The 19,344-nt window shown below is 40.0% G+C and carries 12 protein-coding genes; 5 read left to right on the top strand and 7 right to left on the bottom strand.

All coding sequences use genetic code 11. The annotated features are described in order from the left end of the window. Positions 1-74: 74 nt before the first annotated feature. Complete coding sequence (locus tag PNC201_RS21565) at positions 75-2,021, top strand: winged helix-turn-helix domain-containing protein (protein WP_102058386.1); 1,947 nt, start codon at positions 75-77, stop codon at positions 2,019-2,021. Between the two features lie 51 nt (positions 2,022-2,072). Here the strand turns inward: PNC201_RS21565 and PNC201_RS21560 are convergent, their stop codons facing one another. From PNC201_RS21560 to PNC201_RS21545, 4 genes are all read right to left on the bottom strand, one after another. Continuing rightward, the gene (locus tag PNC201_RS21560; RefSeq protein ID WP_102058385.1) at positions 2,073-3,182 is read right to left on the bottom strand and encodes an alpha/beta hydrolase-fold protein; all 1,110 of its coding nucleotides are present in this window, start codon (positions 3,180-3,182) and stop codon (positions 2,073-2,075) included. Positions 3,183-3,385: 203 nt separating this feature from the next. Next, on the bottom strand, positions 3,386-3,787 hold the full coding sequence (locus tag PNC201_RS21555; RefSeq protein WP_102058384.1) for a hypothetical protein: 402 nt from the start codon (positions 3,785-3,787) through the stop codon (positions 3,386-3,388). A 144-nt stretch (positions 3,788-3,931) separates the two neighbouring features. Next, on the bottom strand, positions 3,932-5,836 hold the full coding sequence (locus tag PNC201_RS21550) for a S9 family peptidase (RefSeq protein WP_102058383.1): 1,905 nt from the start codon (positions 5,834-5,836) through the stop codon (positions 3,932-3,934). Between the two features lie 121 nt (positions 5,837-5,957). Beyond that, entirely contained in the window at positions 5,958-6,749 is a 792-nt protein-coding gene (locus tag PNC201_RS21545) for an AraC family transcriptional regulator (protein ID WP_102058382.1), read from the bottom strand. Between the two features lie 98 nt (positions 6,750-6,847). Between PNC201_RS21545 and PNC201_RS21540 the strand changes: the two genes are divergently transcribed. The 3 genes from PNC201_RS21540 to PNC201_RS21530 all read left to right on the top strand — a co-directional run bounded on the left by PNC201_RS21540 (position 6,848) and on the right by PNC201_RS21530 (position 9,716). After that, positions 6,848-7,564, top strand: coding sequence for a type 1 glutamine amidotransferase (locus PNC201_RS21540; RefSeq protein ID WP_102058381.1), 717 nt, complete (start codon positions 6,848-6,850; stop codon positions 7,562-7,564). Between the two features lie 294 nt (positions 7,565-7,858). Continuing rightward, positions 7,859-8,779, top strand: coding sequence for a hypothetical protein (locus PNC201_RS21535; protein ID WP_102058380.1), 921 nt, complete (start codon positions 7,859-7,861; stop codon positions 8,777-8,779). 445 nt (positions 8,780-9,224) lie between these two features. Beyond that, positions 9,225-9,716, top strand: coding sequence for a hypothetical protein (locus PNC201_RS21530; RefSeq protein WP_102058379.1), 492 nt, complete (start codon positions 9,225-9,227; stop codon positions 9,714-9,716). A 158-nt stretch (positions 9,717-9,874) separates the two neighbouring features. Here PNC201_RS21530 and PNC201_RS21525 read toward each other — a convergent pair whose 3' ends face one another. After that, on the bottom strand, positions 9,875-10,651 hold the full coding sequence (locus PNC201_RS21525; RefSeq protein ID WP_099031941.1) for a complement resistance protein TraT: 777 nt from the start codon (positions 10,649-10,651) through the stop codon (positions 9,875-9,877). Between the two features lie 157 nt (positions 10,652-10,808). On the opposite strand from PNC201_RS21525, the gene PNC201_RS21520 reads away from it, so the two are divergent. Beyond that, entirely contained in the window at positions 10,809-14,909 is a 4,101-nt protein-coding gene (locus PNC201_RS21520) for a PKD domain-containing protein (protein WP_158299155.1), read from the top strand. Positions 14,910-15,251: 342 nt separating this feature from the next. Here the strand turns inward: PNC201_RS21520 and PNC201_RS21515 are convergent, their stop codons facing one another. Next, on the bottom strand, positions 15,252-18,197 hold the full coding sequence (locus PNC201_RS21515; RefSeq protein ID WP_102058377.1) for an AAA family ATPase: 2,946 nt from the start codon (positions 18,195-18,197) through the stop codon (positions 15,252-15,254). Positions 18,198-18,596: 399 nt separating this feature from the next. Then, positions 18,597-19,343 carry an autoinducer binding domain-containing protein gene (locus PNC201_RS21510; protein ID WP_010603763.1) on the bottom strand — a complete coding sequence of 249 codons (747 nt, stop codon included), beginning with the start codon at positions 19,341-19,343 and terminating at the stop codon, positions 18,597-18,599. Position 19,344 lies beyond the last annotated feature (1 nt).

The raw sequence follows: 19,344 nt of genomic DNA, 5'->3' as shown, positions 1-19,344 counted from the left end.
ATAAACCTTGATGGGTTATTTTTATATCCAATACAAGATAGACTAGCTGTATCGACTGCTGCTCCCAAATAATAATGATAACAATCAATAACCGTAAGCTAGACTTAGCCACGGGTGAACTTACCTACCTTGATGAGACAATCAAATTAGAGGCTAAGGTGCTGGCAGTACTTGAAATACTTTATCAGCATCGCGGCACGCTTGTTACGCAAGAGCACCTACTTAATTCTGTATGGCAAAATACCGTCGTCGCCCCAAATGCCCTTCAACGATGCATCGCTCAGCTTAGAAAACTACTTGGAGATAGTGATAAACGTATTATCCAGACTTTTCATAAAAAGGGCTATCGTTTACAGGTTGGGGAGCAGCATACTAATTTAAGCCAAAAGCTGAGAACCAGTGCTCTCTATTTCGCAGGTTTCATCATCCTCTTCGGTATATTGTTTAGCTATTCAACTATGCCAAAAGCTAATTTCCAACTTTCAGAGGTTACACCTGTAAGTTACGGATTGGAGTTGGAAAGCACTGCGACACTCACCTCAGGTAGAAGGTTATTATATGTGGCCAGAACACCGCAAGCAGCGGAACTAAAAGTAAAGGATTTGGATTTCCAAACAACCAAGTTAGTTACCCGTGCATTGGATTTTGTTGGCAAACCTCAGCTTAACAAAGAGGGTAAAAAAGCAGTACTCATTGAAACACGCAAAACAAAATCACAAGCTAAGTGTCATCAAGCTATCGTCGTGTTACCAAGATTTGCTGCCAGAAAAGTGATCTCTCCTTGCTTAAATAACGAAGTGCGACAAGCCTACTGGGTTGGTCATCAAGTGTTACTTATCGCCAATAACGAGTATGCCCTTTTTACTCCGCAATCAGACTCAGTCACATTTACTTCTTTACCTATAGCAGCAACAATTTTAGCGTCCTCATTTAATGAGGATCAACTTACTTTACTCACCCAAGATCCAGATGAAGAGGCTTATCTCTCTAGTTATATGATTAGCAAAGAAAACGAGCTTTTTCTTCTTCAACAAGAAAAATTGTCTGATGTAGAATTAGACCGTTCGTTGATGTTAGTAGAAGGGCCAGATACAACACACATACTTTCAACCGCATCTGCGCTCTATATTTTTCAAAACCTCAAGCTTGTACAAGCCATTCCGGCAATCGGCTCAGAATCGTTTTACATCACTGAATACATTAAAGGTAATAGCTATTTAGCGACACTAGTTCGAGAACAAAAGCAGATTAATATTCAAGACAACCTCTCTACAAGCCGACTTACAATCAGCCACTACGACGAGCTATCAGGGCAATTCCAACCAAGTGGAAATGCCATTGCATTTCTCTCTAATCGTACAGGCACCAATGAAGTTTGGTTAAAGCAAGAACAGCAAGAGATCCCGCTCACCCATAACAAACATATTTCGTCTTTTGTTTGGACAGCCGATGGTAAACAATTGTGGGCAGCATCAAAACAAAGTTTACTGAAAATCAATTTAGTCACTGGCGTTGAAGTTTTTCCGGCTTTATTTGAAAAGCAAATTATAATGCAATCAATTGAAATAAAAGGAAGTAACTACCTTCTCATCAATGATCTTGGCGATGAACAGCTAGTACTTTTCGACCCTGTAACCAACCATAAACAGCCACTTTATCAGGGGCAGGTTCACTGGGCACAAATACAGCAAAACGGTACTGTCTATATAGCCACACCAGATGAGCCAAACTTAAAAGTACTCGTCAACAATTCGCTCAAACCACAGCCAATAACAAACAAAATCACATTGCATTGGCGTTTTTATCTACGTGGGAATGAGCTGATTATTCCCGACAAACAGGCGACTATCTGGCGCTATAACATCAACACGCAAGTTTTGGATACATTGGGCAAATCCGACGAGCAGACTCGCTTGATCACAGATGTTCAACTACATCCTTTTAAGGTTTTAGCTGACTCACCAAAAACACTTAGCGCAAACCAAGTTAAAGTAAAAATAACAGAACCAGAAAACCGCTAATATAAAGGTGGCTCACACATGTGCGCCACCTTTATATTACTCTTAATAACGCTAAAGCCGAGACAATACTTGTTCAATATACTGCTTGGCTTCTTCATTTTTTTGCTCTGTTGCTAGCAGCAAGGCACGCTTTAGCTGAAGTGTTGCTTGTGTTGTATCGCCCGCATTCAAAAGAGTCTGCCCATAACGTAAATTGTAAATAACAGAGTTAGGCATAGTTGTAAGTAGCTCATCGAACGCGTTTTTTCCAAGTATTGTATTGCCTTGCGCGAATAAATATTGCCCTAGAGCAAGCTGGTTGGCATTAATATCAATCGAGTACCCATAGCGCTGTTCTAGTTTTTGGTGATATTCTCGCAACCCATTCAGGCCTGACTTGTCAAATTGAGCATAATCTTGAAGCTTTATTGCGCCAAGAATATGTTGTAATCCATGTCTTAGCGCTAGCTGTGCGCCTACATGATAATGATATTGACTTAAGTCTTCTAGCATCAGGTGTTGGTGTCGTTTTGAAACGGCGAGCGCAGCAAAAAACGGTCTATTTTCATCAAAGCTGCCAAGGCTGATATATAGGTTATTGGTGAGCTTGCCCTTGGTGATGCTGTCACTAATATCCTCTTTTAGTAGTTTGGGGAGGTGACTCCAAACTGGCGCAGACAATATTGCACCTTGGAAATACCCGGGCATTTCTCCTAATAAATTCAAGGCAATCGCCGCCCTGCTTGAGTACCCTTCAATGACTTTAAACGGCGAAAGATTAAATTGCCGTATTAGTGTTGGTTCAACTTCACTTGCTAACACGCGAGCTAGCAAGGCAAAATACGCTTGGTCAGATAACTTGTCAGCCCCAGCAAAACTCAATTTGGGCACTCGCACGATCACAAGTTGCGGGATAGGTGAAAAACTAGTGTGACTCAGCCAGTCCACTTCAGCTTTCAGTACATCAAAACGGCTCTCTCCCGCAGTTGTATAAAGCGTTGAGTATGGCTCTTTTCGGTTAACATCAAAATCAAAAGGCAAATATATTTGTACATCAACAGGCCCTCCCACTAACTTTGAACTCACAGTGATATGCTGTAATTTTGAGGCTATCTGAGCGTGAGTAACTAACGCAAACAACACGCAATTTAACCACATCAAACTTTTTAAAAGTATTTTCATGCTTTTCTCCATTTTTGGGTAAGCTTATGAAATAAAAACTTTTAAAACTTGATACATTGCTTATTTTTAATTGATGAATTGCTGATGTGGATCTATCGGAGTTTGTCAGAGGCTAAATATCAGGTGCTAACAAACATGGTTACCTAAGTCGCAACGTTTAGCACAGTGACTATGGTTGTAAAAAGTGATGCTACTAAGGCTTATTAATTTCGCGTATACACGTTAAGCAACGGAAACTTGTTCTCACCGAAAGCCAGTGTGAGTGAAAGCGTTTCTCCGCCATCAAAGCTTTCAGAAAGCTTCATCGGCGCGATCCTTTGCCCGTTAGCTGTTAGTGCCAGCAGGTGTTTTTGTGTTAATGTCCGACGCCCGCTCGATTGATTTTTAATCGTGATCATTGCCCAGCGCTCACCGTTTTCGTTACTCATCAGTACCGCGTTAAGTACCTTGAAGTCACTGATATCTGGGTAAATATTGGCATCATTCGGAAAAGCCAGTTCCATATTGTTAGGCACTACACTATCAATCGTTAACGCTTCTTCAGCTGCCTGTGTATTCACAGCCAACATAAGTAACCAAAAACCACTTATTATCCTTTTAATCATTTAACTTTTCCTTCTATTTTCCGTTGACTAATTCAATTTTTGGGCACACCAATACTAGCACAGCACCAAGGTTAAACTGCAAAACAAAAATGCCAGACTACACACTGTGCGATCTGGCATTTTCTTAACTAGTAGTGACATCAATTATAAAGTTTCTTCTAACCACTTGAAGAATTCACGCTGCCAGACTATTCCGTTTTGCGGTGTCAGTACCCAGTGGTTTTCTTCAGGGAAATAAAGAAAACGGCTTTTCAAGCCACGTAGTTTAGCAGCTTGAAAGGCTTGCATTCCTTGGCTCAGCGGTACACGGTAGTCTTTACCACCATGGATCACGAACATCGGCGCATCCCACTTATCCACATAGCTGATTGGGTTAAACTGATTGTATGCCTTGCTGATTGCTGCATTGTTTTGCTCCCAGTACGCGCCACCCAATTCGTTGTTCACGAAGAACATTTCTTCGGTTGTGCCGTACATACTGCGCAAATCAAAAATGCCACAGTGCGCGATAAAGGTTTTGAAACGACCATCATGATTGCCAGCTAAGTAAAACGCAGAGTAACCACCAAAACTTGCACCAACTGCCGCGATACGTTTGTTGTCAACATATGACTCTTTCGCAACATCGTCGATAGCGTCAAGGTAATCTTGCATTACCTTACCCCCCCAATCTTGGCTGATATCTTTATTCCATTTCACGCCGTGTCCAGGCATACCACGACGGTTTGGCGCAACCACAATGTAGCCTTGTGATGCCATCACTTGGAAGTTCCAGCGGAAGGAATAAAACTGTGATAACGGCGACTGTGGACCACCTTGAAGGTATAACAGCGTTGGATATTGCTTACGCTTATCAAAATTAGGTGGGTAGATAACCCAAGTTAGCATGTCTTCGCCGTCTTTTGTCTTCACCATTCGCTTTTCAACGTTCGGTAAATCCAAATCAGCATAAAACGCCTCATTCACATTTGTCAGCGCAACAAGCTTTTTACTATTCAGATCAAAGCGGAAGATCTCTTTTGCTCGATTCATGCTATTGCGAGTAACAACTAACTGATCGTCTAGGGCAGCGACAATGCTATTTACATCAAACATGCCCTTAGTTAGCTGCTTAATTTTTGGATTGGCTTTGGTTTTGCTGCTCACCGCTACTTGAAATAGCTGGATTGTCCCGTCAACTGGTGCAATAAAATAAATATGCTTACCATCGTGACTCCACTCAAAACTGCTTACCGTGCCGTCCCAGTGCGCAGTTAAGTTGACTTCTCTGTCACCCAACTTAACGATAATGTCATTTTTATCCGCCTCGTTACCGGCTTCATCCATACGTAAGAAAGCCAGCAACCCTGTCGATGAGAACTCAGGGCTTTTATCATAACCCAAGTTTTGCTCGGTTAGATTGGTGGTTTTCTTGCTCGCTAAGTTATAACGATAAATATCTGTGTTGGTGCTGCTCGCATATTCTGCGCCAGTCAGCTTTTTACTGACATAGTAAATATTTTCACCTTTTGGACCCCAAACATAATCGCTTGAACCACCAAATGGTGAGGTCGGACTATCAAAAGGCATCCCTTTCATGATGTCGACTTTTTCTTCTGTGATTAGATCCTGATAGAGCACATGTTTAACACTGCCGTCTTTCCAGGTATCCCAATGGCGGTAGTTTAAATCATCAAATACATACGCATCTGCTTGCGTAAGCGCTTTGTGTCTATCCGTGGCTAACACAGCTTCAACATTGACGGTGTCATGAAATAGTTTTTTGCTGCCATCTGGTGAAATGTTGTCGTCTGACAATATTCCTTGATACGCGCTTAAAAGCTGAGACGCCCCACCCTTTAACGGCACTTGATAAACTTTGCTATCAAAGTCATTGTTTTCAACGCTTGGCGTTGTAACTCGATAAATTACATGGGTGTTGTCTTTAGATAACCCAAGCGCACTTACGCGCTTTACTTGCCAAAGCTTGTCAGGGGTCATTACCTCTTTGGCAACTAACCCAAAACTTGGTGCTAATCCTAAGCTAGCACATAAAAGAATTCGCAACATCGCGAAATGCCTCCAATAATCAAATCCCGCCTAGACTACATAAAGCGAGAAGAACTTAAAAGCATTCGCGATAAGATACTTTCGTCTCTAGTACAGGTAACCTGAAAGCAGCAGAAGTTGATCAAAATAAATTTACGTTGTGCTGTAAGTTGGCAATTCGGTACTTTCTCGGTGTTTGGTTGAACAATTTCTTAAACGCTTGAACAAACGCAGAGTCAGAAGCGTACCCCAACTCAATAGCAATTTCCTGTATGCTCTTTTGCGACCCTAACAATTGCAAAGATAAAACTAACCTCACATTTTGTCTCCACCGTGAAAATGATTGAGAAAACTCTCTTGAGCACAATCGCGACAAAGTGCGCTCAGAAGCGCCTACTTTTGTTGCCCATTCCTTTAAAGTAAATGGTAGATCCGGTTGCTCTTTAAGCTGTAAGAAAATGGATAAAAGGCGTTTATCGGTAGGTATGAGTAGGGGTATTTCATAATGGTTTGCGATCGTGATTTGATCCCGCAATACCGTTAGCAAATGTGTGATATTGGACTCTGCTTGAGTGAGCGTCTCGTTTTCAAATAGAAGCAGTATTAATGCTTTAATAAATGGCGTTACCAGACAGGATTTTGGTTTGTCTCCATACTGAACATATTTGTCGGGATTAAGGTAAATCGCCAAAAACTGTGTATTTGTGATCGCTATGGATTTATGCACTGTATTTGCGGGTATGTAGAGCATGCCATTGTGAGGAACAATCCCGCTTTTATCGCCGATACTTGATTGCAGCAGCCCCTGCAAAGGAAACACAATTTGATGCCACGAATGCGAGTGGAAGTCATCAACATAGCCAGAAGCCATATTCGTCGTTTTAGTTATGATTTGTTTATTAGGAGAACCTTTAATAAGGTCATTAGCTTGCATCTTGGCGACTTATCAACATTAAACGTCTGTTAGTATAAGTTACGCCATCCGAATTTAATATACCATCTATAGCCTATCGTAAATTAAAAGGCACAAAGATGCATATTCACTTTATCGTTCATGAACATTTTGAAGCGCCCGGCGCCTATGAATCTTGGGCAAATAAACGCGGCCATACCATTACTTACTCGCGAGTTTATCAAGGAGAAGCGCTCCCAAAAAATATCGAAGACTTAGATTTTTTGATTGTCATGGGAGGACCTCAAGATCCGTCAACAACTATTGAGCAATGCCCACACTTCGATGCAAAAGGTGAGCAAGAAGTCATCTTGAACTCGATTACCGCCGGAAAGGTTGTGCTTGGTATATGCTTAGGGTCGCAACTCATTGGTGAAGCGTTAGGTGCAACATTTGAACCTAGCCCTGAGCGTGAAATAGGAAAATACCCGATAACTTTGACGGAAGCCGGGATGACACACCCACTATTTAGCCATTTTGGAAAAGTGTTGGATGTTGGCCATTGGCATAATGATATGCCAGGGCTCACCAATGGAGCACAAGTGATTGCATATAGCGCGGGGTGCCCAAGGCAAATTGTCGCCTATAGAGACCTAGTATACGGTTTTCAATGCCATATGGAATTTACCAAAGATATCGTCGCATTACTGATTGAAAATGACGACCTCAGTGACGCGTTGCAGCATCCATTTGTAGATGAGCCAGAGGTTTTACTGAACCATAACTATGACGAAATGAACCAAAAACTGTATGGTTTTTTAGATAAGTTAGAAAGCTTTTATAAATCACAGTCCTGAGCGTTAATTATATTATTTAACCTGAGGCTTGGATAAGACATGCGCTGGTATATCTATAATGTAGTGGCGTAAATCTGCGTTGACAGGCTACTATGAGCAGACAGCCGCCCTTCACCTAATCTTTGACGTGCCTTCCTAATGCTGCTGTTGTGAATTAACTTTATTTCGACTAGTGTATGTTTACGATAATCTTTTAAAACTTAATTAGTTTGTCTATACAAAGGTCAGCTCCTACCTTACGAGTTAGCCTTCCTTGAAAGGTTTCACTAATTACAGTTAGCTCTTGGAGAAATCATGGCATCTTCTATAGACAAGCTTTTTTACGAGGTATTTGGTTACTCCCCAGTAAAGAAAGGCGAAGCATATGAAAGGCTAGCAGCTATTGTACTTCATATTCTTGAAGGTGGAGATGTAAAACATGATGAGAGATTAAGAGGTGCCTTGTCAGATACGTTGTATCAAATGGATGTTTATTCCGGTAGCGGTGCAGAAGCTTCAATGGGAGAGGCGAAAGACTATACCGTACAAGGTAAAAAAGTGGGGCGTGGAGACCTTCAAAAGCTAGGCGGAGCACTGCCAGATATTAAAGAAATTAACTCTGGAAAGTTCTTCTCTGCAACTGGTTATACGTTACCAGCACGTAAATATGCCGATAACTCGGAAGGTATAGTTGGTAAACCAATAGAGCTATATGAGCTAAGGCCAAGTATTGAGTTGGATGAAAATAACTTTATTTCTAGCCTAATCATAGAAGGAATGATTTACGGGCCTGATAGAGCTAATATCAAAATAACCCCTCATTTTACGGAGCAAGGAAAGAAAGAGCTGCGCTCACTGCTAAAAGCAGGTGAGAACACTTTTAGTTATCGTACTCAGCTTCAGTATTTTTATGATAGCCAAGGAAATGAGCTATTAAACCTATTCGAACTTACTTCTAATGGCTATGGTGATATACATGAGGTGACAGGCATGTCCCACGGCTGTTACATTCTAGAAGGGGCATACATTAAGGTACATGGTTTGTTAGTAGCGGTTCATGGTATTGAATTTGAGGTTCCATACATAACAGACAGGTTTGAAGCAAAAATTACCGATGATAGAGAGTTGAGGCTAACAGTTATTGATTCAAAAGGTTGTATAATCGCAGGAATAACTGACGATGGGCTTAGGGCATATGAATTCGACAATAATGGGCTCGTTAAAAAAGCGAACTAGCAATAATTGGCCACATTGGTAATTTTTGTATGCTTTGCATAGCACGGAAAAACTACCACTCCAGTAAGTCCCTGAGCCAGAAGAAATAATAAGGACTAATGCGGACACCCACCACAATTTGCACCTATGTTATGGCGGGTGTCCGCTATCTATCTGTACTTATAAAAATATAATTGCTTATCCAGCCAAATTTAGGTGTAATGAATGCATAATAAACGCTGAGCAATGCAGGGAAAGCTTAATTAATAATAGATTAGCTGCTCAAACTAGCTAGGGGCGATAAAGCCTCTAAAAAGTCTATTTTTTCTAAGTAAGCCCACAGCATAAGCAACGCCAACTCTGTCACACCGAGCAGGTAGCGGCTCAGTCCAACAAGCGATTATGCAACACAAACTGTGTGTCGCATAAATACTTAAATGTTATACGACTACGGATAGCCCTGAGTATGCCCAATCCTTTTATTCCTGAATCGTTCCAGCCTCCGACGTTTTTTGATAGTGAAAATTTTCATTTCAGAGTGCTTGAAGAGGAAGTTGCTGAGTTAGACTTTGAAGCTGTAATGTCCAGTCAAAAAAGACTACAAGGAATATTTGGCCCTGAAACTGAGTGGCCTAAAGTTAATATGACCCTCGAAGAAAATATAGAAAGCTTAAGGGTTCATAAACAAGAATTTGAATCAAGGGATGCTTTTGCATATTCCGTATTTAACAATTCAAAAGAAAAATGTCTAGGCTCTGTTTATATAGATCCAAGCCGTTCACTAAATTATGACTGCGAAGTCTACTTGTGGATTCGAGATGATAGTATTGCGTTAGAAAAAATACTTTATCAGACTATCTTAAACTGGCTTCAATCGGTGTGGCCTTTCTCAAAAATAGTACTGCCGGGCAAATCAATTTCATGGAAAGATTGGACTCATGAGTTAAAAGTTGTATAACAAGCCAATAAAGCACTAACACAGACCCCACCACAATTCGCATCTATATTATGATGGGTGTCTGCTATTCGCTATAGCAGTTAAAAATAAATGGAAATATAGTATTGGCACGTTACTTCCATGCTAATACTATATTTCCAATATTACCGCACACCTAGCTACAACAGGCCCGAAATAGAATTTACTAAACCTTGGACTAGCTTGGGTCGAGCCTCAACGAATTCCAGATTTACTTTATTCGCTGTAGAAACGATCCGTGTTTGATACTTTTTACGGTCGGTCACCTCGTTTGAAGTCACCGATTTATAGCCTGAGTTACCTTGCTTTAGTTTAGCTCTATTACCTTCTTGTACTTCGACACCCGATTTCGCGCGCTCAGAAACCTGTAAGTCAGTAACAATATTAAAATAAACGTCTTCCACCATTGCATCAGCAACAAAGCCCGCAGCTGCGCCAAGCAAGCCTGCAGCAGCTTGTCCTCGACCACTACCAAACTGAACACCAACAATAGCACCCGCTACAGCCCCACCATAGCCTTGGGCTAAAATTCCTCGATTTTCATCAGCGGTTGTTCTGCCAGCTTTGAGAATATTCGCTTGGATCCAAAAGTGCGCTGCATCTGGGTCATTAACAACCTTGTAGCCTTTTGACAATAATGCAGTTTGTATCTCGTTAGCGATGACTAAATCCTGCTTATCCGATGTGTTTCTGAGTTGCAAAAACACTGTGCGCTTGTCCTGACTGACTGGATCTAGAAATATAGAGTCGCTCATTTTAGTTTCAACTCTTAAATCTCGCTTTTTCACCGCAGTGTGCATCGCATTACACCCAGCCAGCTGCACTAACAGAAAGAGCAAACAAAGCAGTAAAGGCAAATTCCAAACGCCTGATATAGATTTTCCTGTAGATTGTTGTGATATAGTGCCGTGTTCCATGTCCATAACCCTTTTGATTTTATTAACACCTAGTTAATTTATTCAATGAACCGATACTGAACAAGGTGGAAATTTCGACCCTGTCTCATGCTGTTTTTTTCACGCATTCTTATTTTTTCAAAGCAACTTGCTCTCGCTCAAATACATAAGGATGGTTATGGATCTGCATAAATACATTCCTCTACGCACAACCCTAATTACGTTGTTAACAGGCGTTTTAGTCGCATGTGGTGGGGACTCAGATAACGATATAAATAAACCAACGAACAGCCTACCGATTGCTCAAGCAGGAGAAAATCAAACGGTCGATGAAAAGGCAACCGTCACATTACACGGTAGTGGCACAGATAACGATGGGGTGATTAAAAGCTACCAGTGGCAGCAACTTTCAGGCCCACCAGTTTTGCTATCGGACCAAAGCAACGCAATTTCCTCATTTGTGGCTCCAGATGTCACAGAAAACGAGGAGTTAAGCTTCGAATTAACAGTTATTGATGATGAAGGAGGAAGTGCTACTGATCAGGTAGTTGTTACCGTAAACAACCTGAACAACATAACGATTCAATTGCAAGTACCTCAGAGCATCGCGAAAGGGTCGTGGGCACAATTAAAAGCAGATATATCGAGTGCCGTTGAAATTGACAGCATTGTATGGGAAGAATCAACAGATATAGAGCTTAACATTGATAACGATAAACCCGATTTTGCTTCACTAAAAATCCCTGAAGACTACACTGGAGATAACCTTGAGTTTACGGTCACAGTCTCAGATAAATCAGGCTACTCTATCTCTGCAAGCGCCAATGTAGAAGTTGCTGAAGCAATAGATTTTGTTGACTACACAGGTGACCATGATGAGCAACCGCTTGAAAATGCTGAAGTCATCGCTACATTAGACCCGAGCAGCGAATTGAAACCGGCAACAAGAGCCGTTGACGGTTACACAACCTTTATCGTTGATGGCCAATCGGGAGTAGAAATTACCCCAGAGATGGGTAGGCTCACACTCACCGCAGGTGCGTTAAGCGACATACAAGTCGGTGATATTATAGTCGGTGTCACCACTGATGGCGACACCGGGTTTATGCGTGAGGTTCTTGATATTAATGGTAATATTTTAACTACCTCGCAAGCACCATTACACAAAGCTTTTCCAGATGCAGACGTTAAACTAGACCTTGTTATCACGAACCAAGCAGCGACACTTAATCAGTCGATTTCAACTGCTAATAATACGGTACAGTCGAGTGTAGATGTTCCTATCTTAACGTTCTCAAGAACACTGCAACAAAAACTAAGCCCTGAAGTCACGTCTGTTGTAGAACTAAAGATGAACTCAAGCGCCCAGATAGGAATAGAGTTTTCAATTATTCGTGGTGAGGTAACTCACTTTTCTACAATTGCTCAAGCAGATTACCTCACTAATACTTATCTAAAAGCGAACTACAGTTACAAAGGAGGCCTGAACAAAAGCAAGGTATTCAATCCCATTATTAACAAAAATGTTAAGCTATTCGTGGGGCCTATTCCTTTATTTTTAAACGTCAAATTACACCCACAACTTGGCGCTAATGTTATTGTTGCTGATAAAGCAAATTTAAAGATGGGTATTAGTGCATCAGGAAACTATAGAACCGGATTCAAATATCAAAACGAAAAACTGAGCCCAGTTCACAGCTTTGTGCCTGTCATATCTCAAATTGGACCTGAATACGAACTATCAGGTGAAACATCAGCAAAAGTAAAAGCAGAGCTACAGTTTATGCTTTCTGCTTACGAGTTGTCTGTACCATTACCATTTGGGAATAAGATAGAGTTAGATGGCCCTGGAGCAGGGTTAGCAATGGGCCCATATGCAAAATATGCTGCTAAAGCAAACTACAAAAGCGCAGATCATGAGCCAAATTGTAAACTTGAACTCTCAGTAGGATTAGGAGTTAATGCCAACCTAGATTACGGCTTTGTAGGCGATATTCTTGGGCTGACAAGTAAAGCTAAGAAGAAAAAGATTCCTCTTTATGATTTGGAGCAACCAATTTGGGGCTCTGAAGTATGCCCATTTGAGACTCAATTCAATACGCTTACAGGTGCTATCTCCGACGTTGACGGTAGCCCCATATCAGACGCTGATGTGTCACTAACAAGCGTAAGCACTGGGTTTTCTCAACAATTATCATCCGATACCAGTGGCGCCTTTAGTTCTCCACCACTCGCAGTTGGTGATTATCATGTGATCGCTTCTAAATCGGGTTTTCAACCAGAGCGCATTACAATCACTGTTACCGAGGACACCAACCAACCAGTTCAATTAATTCTGCTCAGTGGTGAGCCCGTAGATGGTAGCAACCCAATTGACGACAACCTAGGCAACCCGCGCAAGCAGGCTCGTGTCACAGGAGACCCAAACTTACGTACGTTTGACGGCTTAAACTATGGATTTAATGGCGTTGGTGAGTATATCTTAGCCAAGTCCAATATCGACACTTTTGAGATTCAGGGCCGTTATGTCGCAGTCCCTGGCAATCAACACGTGTCTTTCAATGCCGCTGTCGCCGCAAATGTCGCAGGAACAAGAGTCACCTTTTACCCCAATGATGAAGGCCTTGCCGTGCTTATTGATGGTCAATTACAAACATTGAATAACGGTGCTAGTGAGCTTTCTAATCAAGCAAGTATCTTTAAACAAAATAATCGTCATTACGAAATAACTTGGCCAGACACCTCATTACTAAAAGTGTATCGGCGGGGTGAGTTTGTCGAGACAGAAGTGCTTTTACCAAACTCTCGTGCAGGCAGCGTTAATGGGTTACTAGGATACTTTGATGGCAACGTCGACAATGACTTAACGGATGCTAACGGCAATCAAATTGAAGACCAAGGTAACTTCAATCAACTTTATGATATTTACGGCAATAGTTGGCGTGTAACATCCGAATCCTCTTTGTTCGACTACTTCAATGATGAGACCCCTGAAAGCTTCGTTGACCTTAACTTTCCACGAACATTGTTAACTCAAGCGAGGTTAGAGGCACAAATTGGTAGTGCGGAATATCAACGGGTTAAAGAATTGTGCCAAAAGTATGTAAGCATAAAAAGCAGGCTTGAAGCATGTATCATAGATGTTGCTTTAACAGGAAACGAAAGCGATTTAAGCGCTTATCGCGCAATTTCGGAGCCAACATCTGAGTTAACATTAAAAGTTCCACCACAAATCACAATATTGTCTCCAACACCTGGCGCAATTTTGAGTAGTAACATCTTAATAGAAGGCAAGATTGAAACAGTTCAATCAAGTATCGCCAAATTATTTATTTCTATAAATGGAGAGGCTAAAAGAGACATTAGCTTTGCGCTTAATAGTGGCAGTTTCGCACTCACTCAACCAGCGGAGTCTTTTGTTCAAGGTGAAAACAACATTATACTCTATGCGACAGATAGTCAGGGGAGCCGAGCAAATTCAATTATTGGTTTTACGTTTGACAGTAACGTCGCACCTGCAGCTGGTGGAGATTTAATCGTATTCAATGATGTCAATATTCTAGATGATGAGCGGATTTACAAAGCTGATAACACGCAATTTGCGAAAAACCTAGCCAGTTTTTCAGGAAACAGCCTCCGTGCCCAAGGTTCTAAAATAGTCCTAGATCGATCTCATGATTCTCGCTGCAGTTGGTCATGCCAATCTATTAATTACCTGTACAGTACTTGGGAAGATTTAGGCTTTGAAGTTATTACATATCAGTCTCTAGAAGATTGGGATCTTGATGACCCACAAATAAAACTTATCGTACTCTGGACTCCACTTAACTCATATTCTCCGGATGAAGTCAGTCGCTTAAAACAATTTGCTGCACAGGGGGGAAGAATTGTATTTGTCGGTGAGCACGAGCTGTTCTATGGGCTAAAAGGCATTGAAGTTGAAAACAACTTCCTTATCAGTATGGGGGCATTTATGCGTAACATTGGAAAAGATGTATACGGCGGCAACCATTATTTTGATGTCGGTGAAGATAACCAACATCAAACAGTTCAGAATGTAGAAACTTTGGTATTCAACAGAGTATCCCTACTCTCTCTCGGTCCAAACGACTACCCCTTGGTGAAGAGTGCCGATGGTTTAGACGTAATAGCAGGAGTTGCACGTATTGATATCAATAATCAATCCAATGAACGCCAACAATATTACTTTATGCTACACCAGAGTAATAAGCCCAAAAACCCACCATCACCTATCGTAAGTGATCGCTCAACAAACTAAAATAAAGCAGGCCCACTCATGCACAATTTGATGAGTGGGCCATAAAACCTAGCCATAGTTGACTTAATTAGAGACCACAGCTAAACCACCAGACGTTAATAAACCAGAACAACAGGGCTAAATTAAACTTGGCTGTTGTATGTGTGTCAAACTCGGCGGTTCAACAGCAACTTAATATCTTAAATCTAATTACGATAGCGGACGTTCGCCTAACTCGTATTTGGACAAAAGTGAGCGAGAGAAAACAGTCTAGCTCAGGTACTATAGTTCAGGAAAAGTAACGCAAATACAAACTAAAAGGTCCTTAATTTTAGCTACTTATCTAAGCTGTTAATTATGTTTTCAGTTAGCACCTGCATCAGGTATCACCATTCTTACCTGATAGTCTCCTTTCTGCCCAGGTATAATTTCTGCTTTAAATTTAAATCCCTCAGACAGTATTTTCCTTGTTGTTTTATCAAATATTGTTTTGTGAAAGAAAGCGTCCTGCTCAGAAGAACCAAACTTACAAAACCCATACCCTCTATGAGAAAACACTTTGGTTATAATGCAATCGTCTACAATTATATCTTCTTTGTTATCAAGAACATAATGAACTCTCTCTATATATATTCCATTATCTCCTCTGGCAATGTCACATCTTAAAATATCACCATCATGTACAAATTCAACACCTAAGCTTCTTAACTGCATTAGATTAAAATAGACGCTTTCCTCATAACTTTCCACATTCGCAAAACCACTCTTGTCATTTACATCAAATGCGTCAACTACTGCATCTACGCCTCGTAAAATAGTCCCTTTTTTATAGTAATCACCGAAAGTCGATACCAATTCATCTTCAGGAGCTTTTCGACTGCCAAAACCAGCTATATTTTTTATCATCAACACTTGATGCTCATACTTTTCTGAATGATTAGGTTCAGATATATATTTTACATCCTCTTTTATTAAGTAGTCTGAAAATATATTTTTGATTCTATTTACTTTTTCAATAAACCTAATATTGGCCTTATAAGTAGACCTGATTTTTTCAGAAGTATCAGAGCAATCGATCGGTGTTGTTAGCGCCATCTGGTAGAAATATACACTGTTTCTAGATGCTAATTGCAGATGGGAACTACCTTTATAAGATATTGTAAATCTTTGATTATTAGACAAGCTACTCATCGATAAATCATATGGCTCAATTAAACCCAATTCGAAAAGCTCTATTAACGTATGCTCTATAGTTGCTTCATGAACACCCATGGTATCGAAATAGCTGATTATTGAAGGAACTGTTAAGTGCTTGTCTTCAATAGATCTATTCCCTTGCTGTGTAGCTTTTAGCAATGATAGAACTCTTAATTTCAATAATGGCGATTGAATATAACCACCAGAAACACAGAATATAGGACATATTTCAGGAGCATCACCTTGCTTATATACGGTGTAATCCCCCAAAATCAATGCTTCTATAAACTTAGTGAAATTGGTGGTAACCATATTTCCAGAAATATAAGATTTTATTAAATCTTCGATCCTTATGATCGGGGAGGTAATAACCCTCTGAGATAGCAAGAGAGTTCTTCGTATATTAAAGTTGGTAAGTTCACCCAGTGTTTTAGATGTATAATCATGATTGACAAATACATCTTCAATTACTTTCGCAAAGCTATTAATATCTGTAATCGATATACCAATACCTTTTTTAGAAAAGTAGAGCTTCTTGTCGTCCTCTGAAGATGGTGAAGACAGCTTTCCATTTATATAGTTGATTCTCTTTCTAAAAACTTCTTTTGGCGACGGAGTTGGAAGGAAAAAAGACCGAGATTGATGAATGCTAAATATATCAGTTTTAGAAAAAATCCAGGCTGATTTATCCGTAACAGGGAAAAATAACATACAGTGGTTAATTTCTCTCTTTATCGAATTAGATAATTGGAATATTCTAGTTTTAAATTCTAAAGAAAATTCATCTGTATTATCTATGACGATAATTGGCAGCATATGTCTATTGTTCAAGACATCTTTTAAAATTCTATTTAAATAACCTTCCCTGTCTTTTTCTACTTCATTCTCTAAAAAATCACCAAACTTAATTTTAAATGCTGACTTATCTGTTTCATACAGTTCTTTGTCTACTCCTCTAACTCTCCTGAGATATTGACCATGATATAAGCCTCGTAAGTCATCCCAAGTTGGTATTCCATCAGCATATAATTGAGATTCTAATTGAGCAATCAGTCTTTCTATCATCCAATTTACGATTGTCTGCTCATCACCTGATGCATCTAAGCAGTTAACATTTAGAACAATACACTTATCTCTAATCGTTTTCGAAAGAGTTTTACTAAAAAACCGCTCTAAAAATGCCGTTTTACCAGAACCTGTAGGCCCAACAATGAAAATAGATTGTTCTGACTCACCTATATTTTCTGATTCAATGGTATTGGATATTATTCTAGACAGTTCTCCATCCACATTGTTTTTTTCACGAGAGAGGTTTCCTAATACACTGGTAGTTATTTTTTCTAGAGAGTAATCAGCGATACGGCTTTCATGAGACTCCACAAAACATTCTACCATCATGTCATCGTCATCATCTCCTGATAATCTCTCAAAGAAATTCGCGAAAACCTTTTCTAGATCATAAGCAATATCTGACCTTTTTGTTAGTTTTATTTCTGTATCATCTATAGGAGCTTTTAGGTTATGGCTTATCAATATCCTGTTATGATGAACATCATCAAATATTGAGTTAAATACCCTATTCTCGACATTAGATTTTGATAATAATTCAAAAAATGAGCTGAAATCATTTTTTATTGCTTCAAGCGACGGGAAAACAATACCTTGTTTATTCTTATAATTCTCTCCAGGAATATGTGTTTTAAAAACAACCCATATTAAACCATCAGTTAGAATGGCAAGAGGTAGGCCATTCGGAGAAGCATAACTAAATGCTTGATCAATCCCATCATTACATTTTTTGAGGGCGGATCCGCTAAGTTTGAGGTACTTTATGGCATCTCTTTTAGCAACTTCTACATCTAGCCTTCCTACTCTCTTCGCTTCAACAACAAACTGAGGGGTATCACTTGCACGAAAGATGTAGTCGGAGAACCCATTTTCATGTTTAGTCTCAGCTTTGATATCACTAAACCCCCAGCCTAAGCACTCTGTAAAAATTCTATTTAATATTTGAATTTTTGAGTCTTCCTCGCTAGCGATAGAGCCAAGATTATTGATAACTTCAGAATAGATTGTTTTAAACTTTGTTTCTGCTTCATCGATACTGAGCATTTATTACCTTCCACGCTAACCTAGTAATTGTCCCTAACTGACAAGCACATCGTAACATAGAAATGCTATTTTATTGAAAATATAAGTTTATAATTAATAGAGCCAGCTTTAGCTTCTTCCAAAAGCTCTATTGGTGTAAATTGGGGAGGACAGAGGTGATTCGTCTAACAGTCTACCGACCTAATTTTGCAACAAGCCGTTGCAATAATTTGTTCCGTCGCAAAAAATTATTATGCAAAGCCATTAGTCAAAGTAATAGTAATCATCCAACTCCTAAACACGTTTTTGTCCAAAAATAAGTTAGCATTAATATCCACTCCTCGCTCAGAGTAACCTGCCACATTAAAGACAAACTCGTCCGTTAGTACGATAAATCAGATATGAAATACTAGCGTTAAATCAACTAAAGTAGTGCCCTAACGAATAGAGCAATTTGTCTTTTGGCACATTTCCGTGCTTTTTTCTAAATTTATCAATTACTTTTGCAGCGTAGCGATAGGTTATTCCAATATGATCTTCAATTTGCTTCATCGGTTTCCCCGAAACCAAGTATCGCATCACTTGACGCTCTGTATCGCTCATTTTTATATAATTGTCGTATAACTCGGCAACTAAGTTTGGATCTGAGAAGATTTTGCTGTTCAACGCCGAGCAAAATAACCCGATTTGTTCTTCATTTTCCTGTACCAGATGATTAAAGTCTTTATCACTTAAATTGCTATACAAAGTAACACAAGCGTAGCCTCTGTGGTCGCACATGAGCGGGACGACAAAACCGTTATTGAGACCAAATTCGTTTTTTGCATGGGCTAAGGTAGCAACTTGTAACTCAGTGGGGTTAAAACTCTGTAAGTCCCGCCACCAATTGATTGGCTTTCGATGCCCTGACAGTATTTGAGCCACGAAGATATCCTTCTCAGGCTTAAAAATTTCATTTTCCTGATAGTACTTTAAATAATCGAGAGGGGCGTTTTCGGTGGCTAGTATGATAGGCATTTGGTTCAAGTGTTTAACAAATTCATGGCTTGGCAAAAAACCATAAATTGCGCTATCAAATCCGATATGTGATATGGCACGATAAAAACTTGCAGTGTATTCTGCTTGATTCGAAGCATTCAACAAATCGACTAGATCTTGATAGCGCATT

Source organism: Pseudoalteromonas sp. NC201 (genome assembly GCF_002850255.1).
GTDB lineage: Bacteria > Pseudomonadota > Gammaproteobacteria > Enterobacterales > Alteromonadaceae > Pseudoalteromonas.
This window is presented reverse-complemented; position numbering and strand designations above follow the sequence as displayed.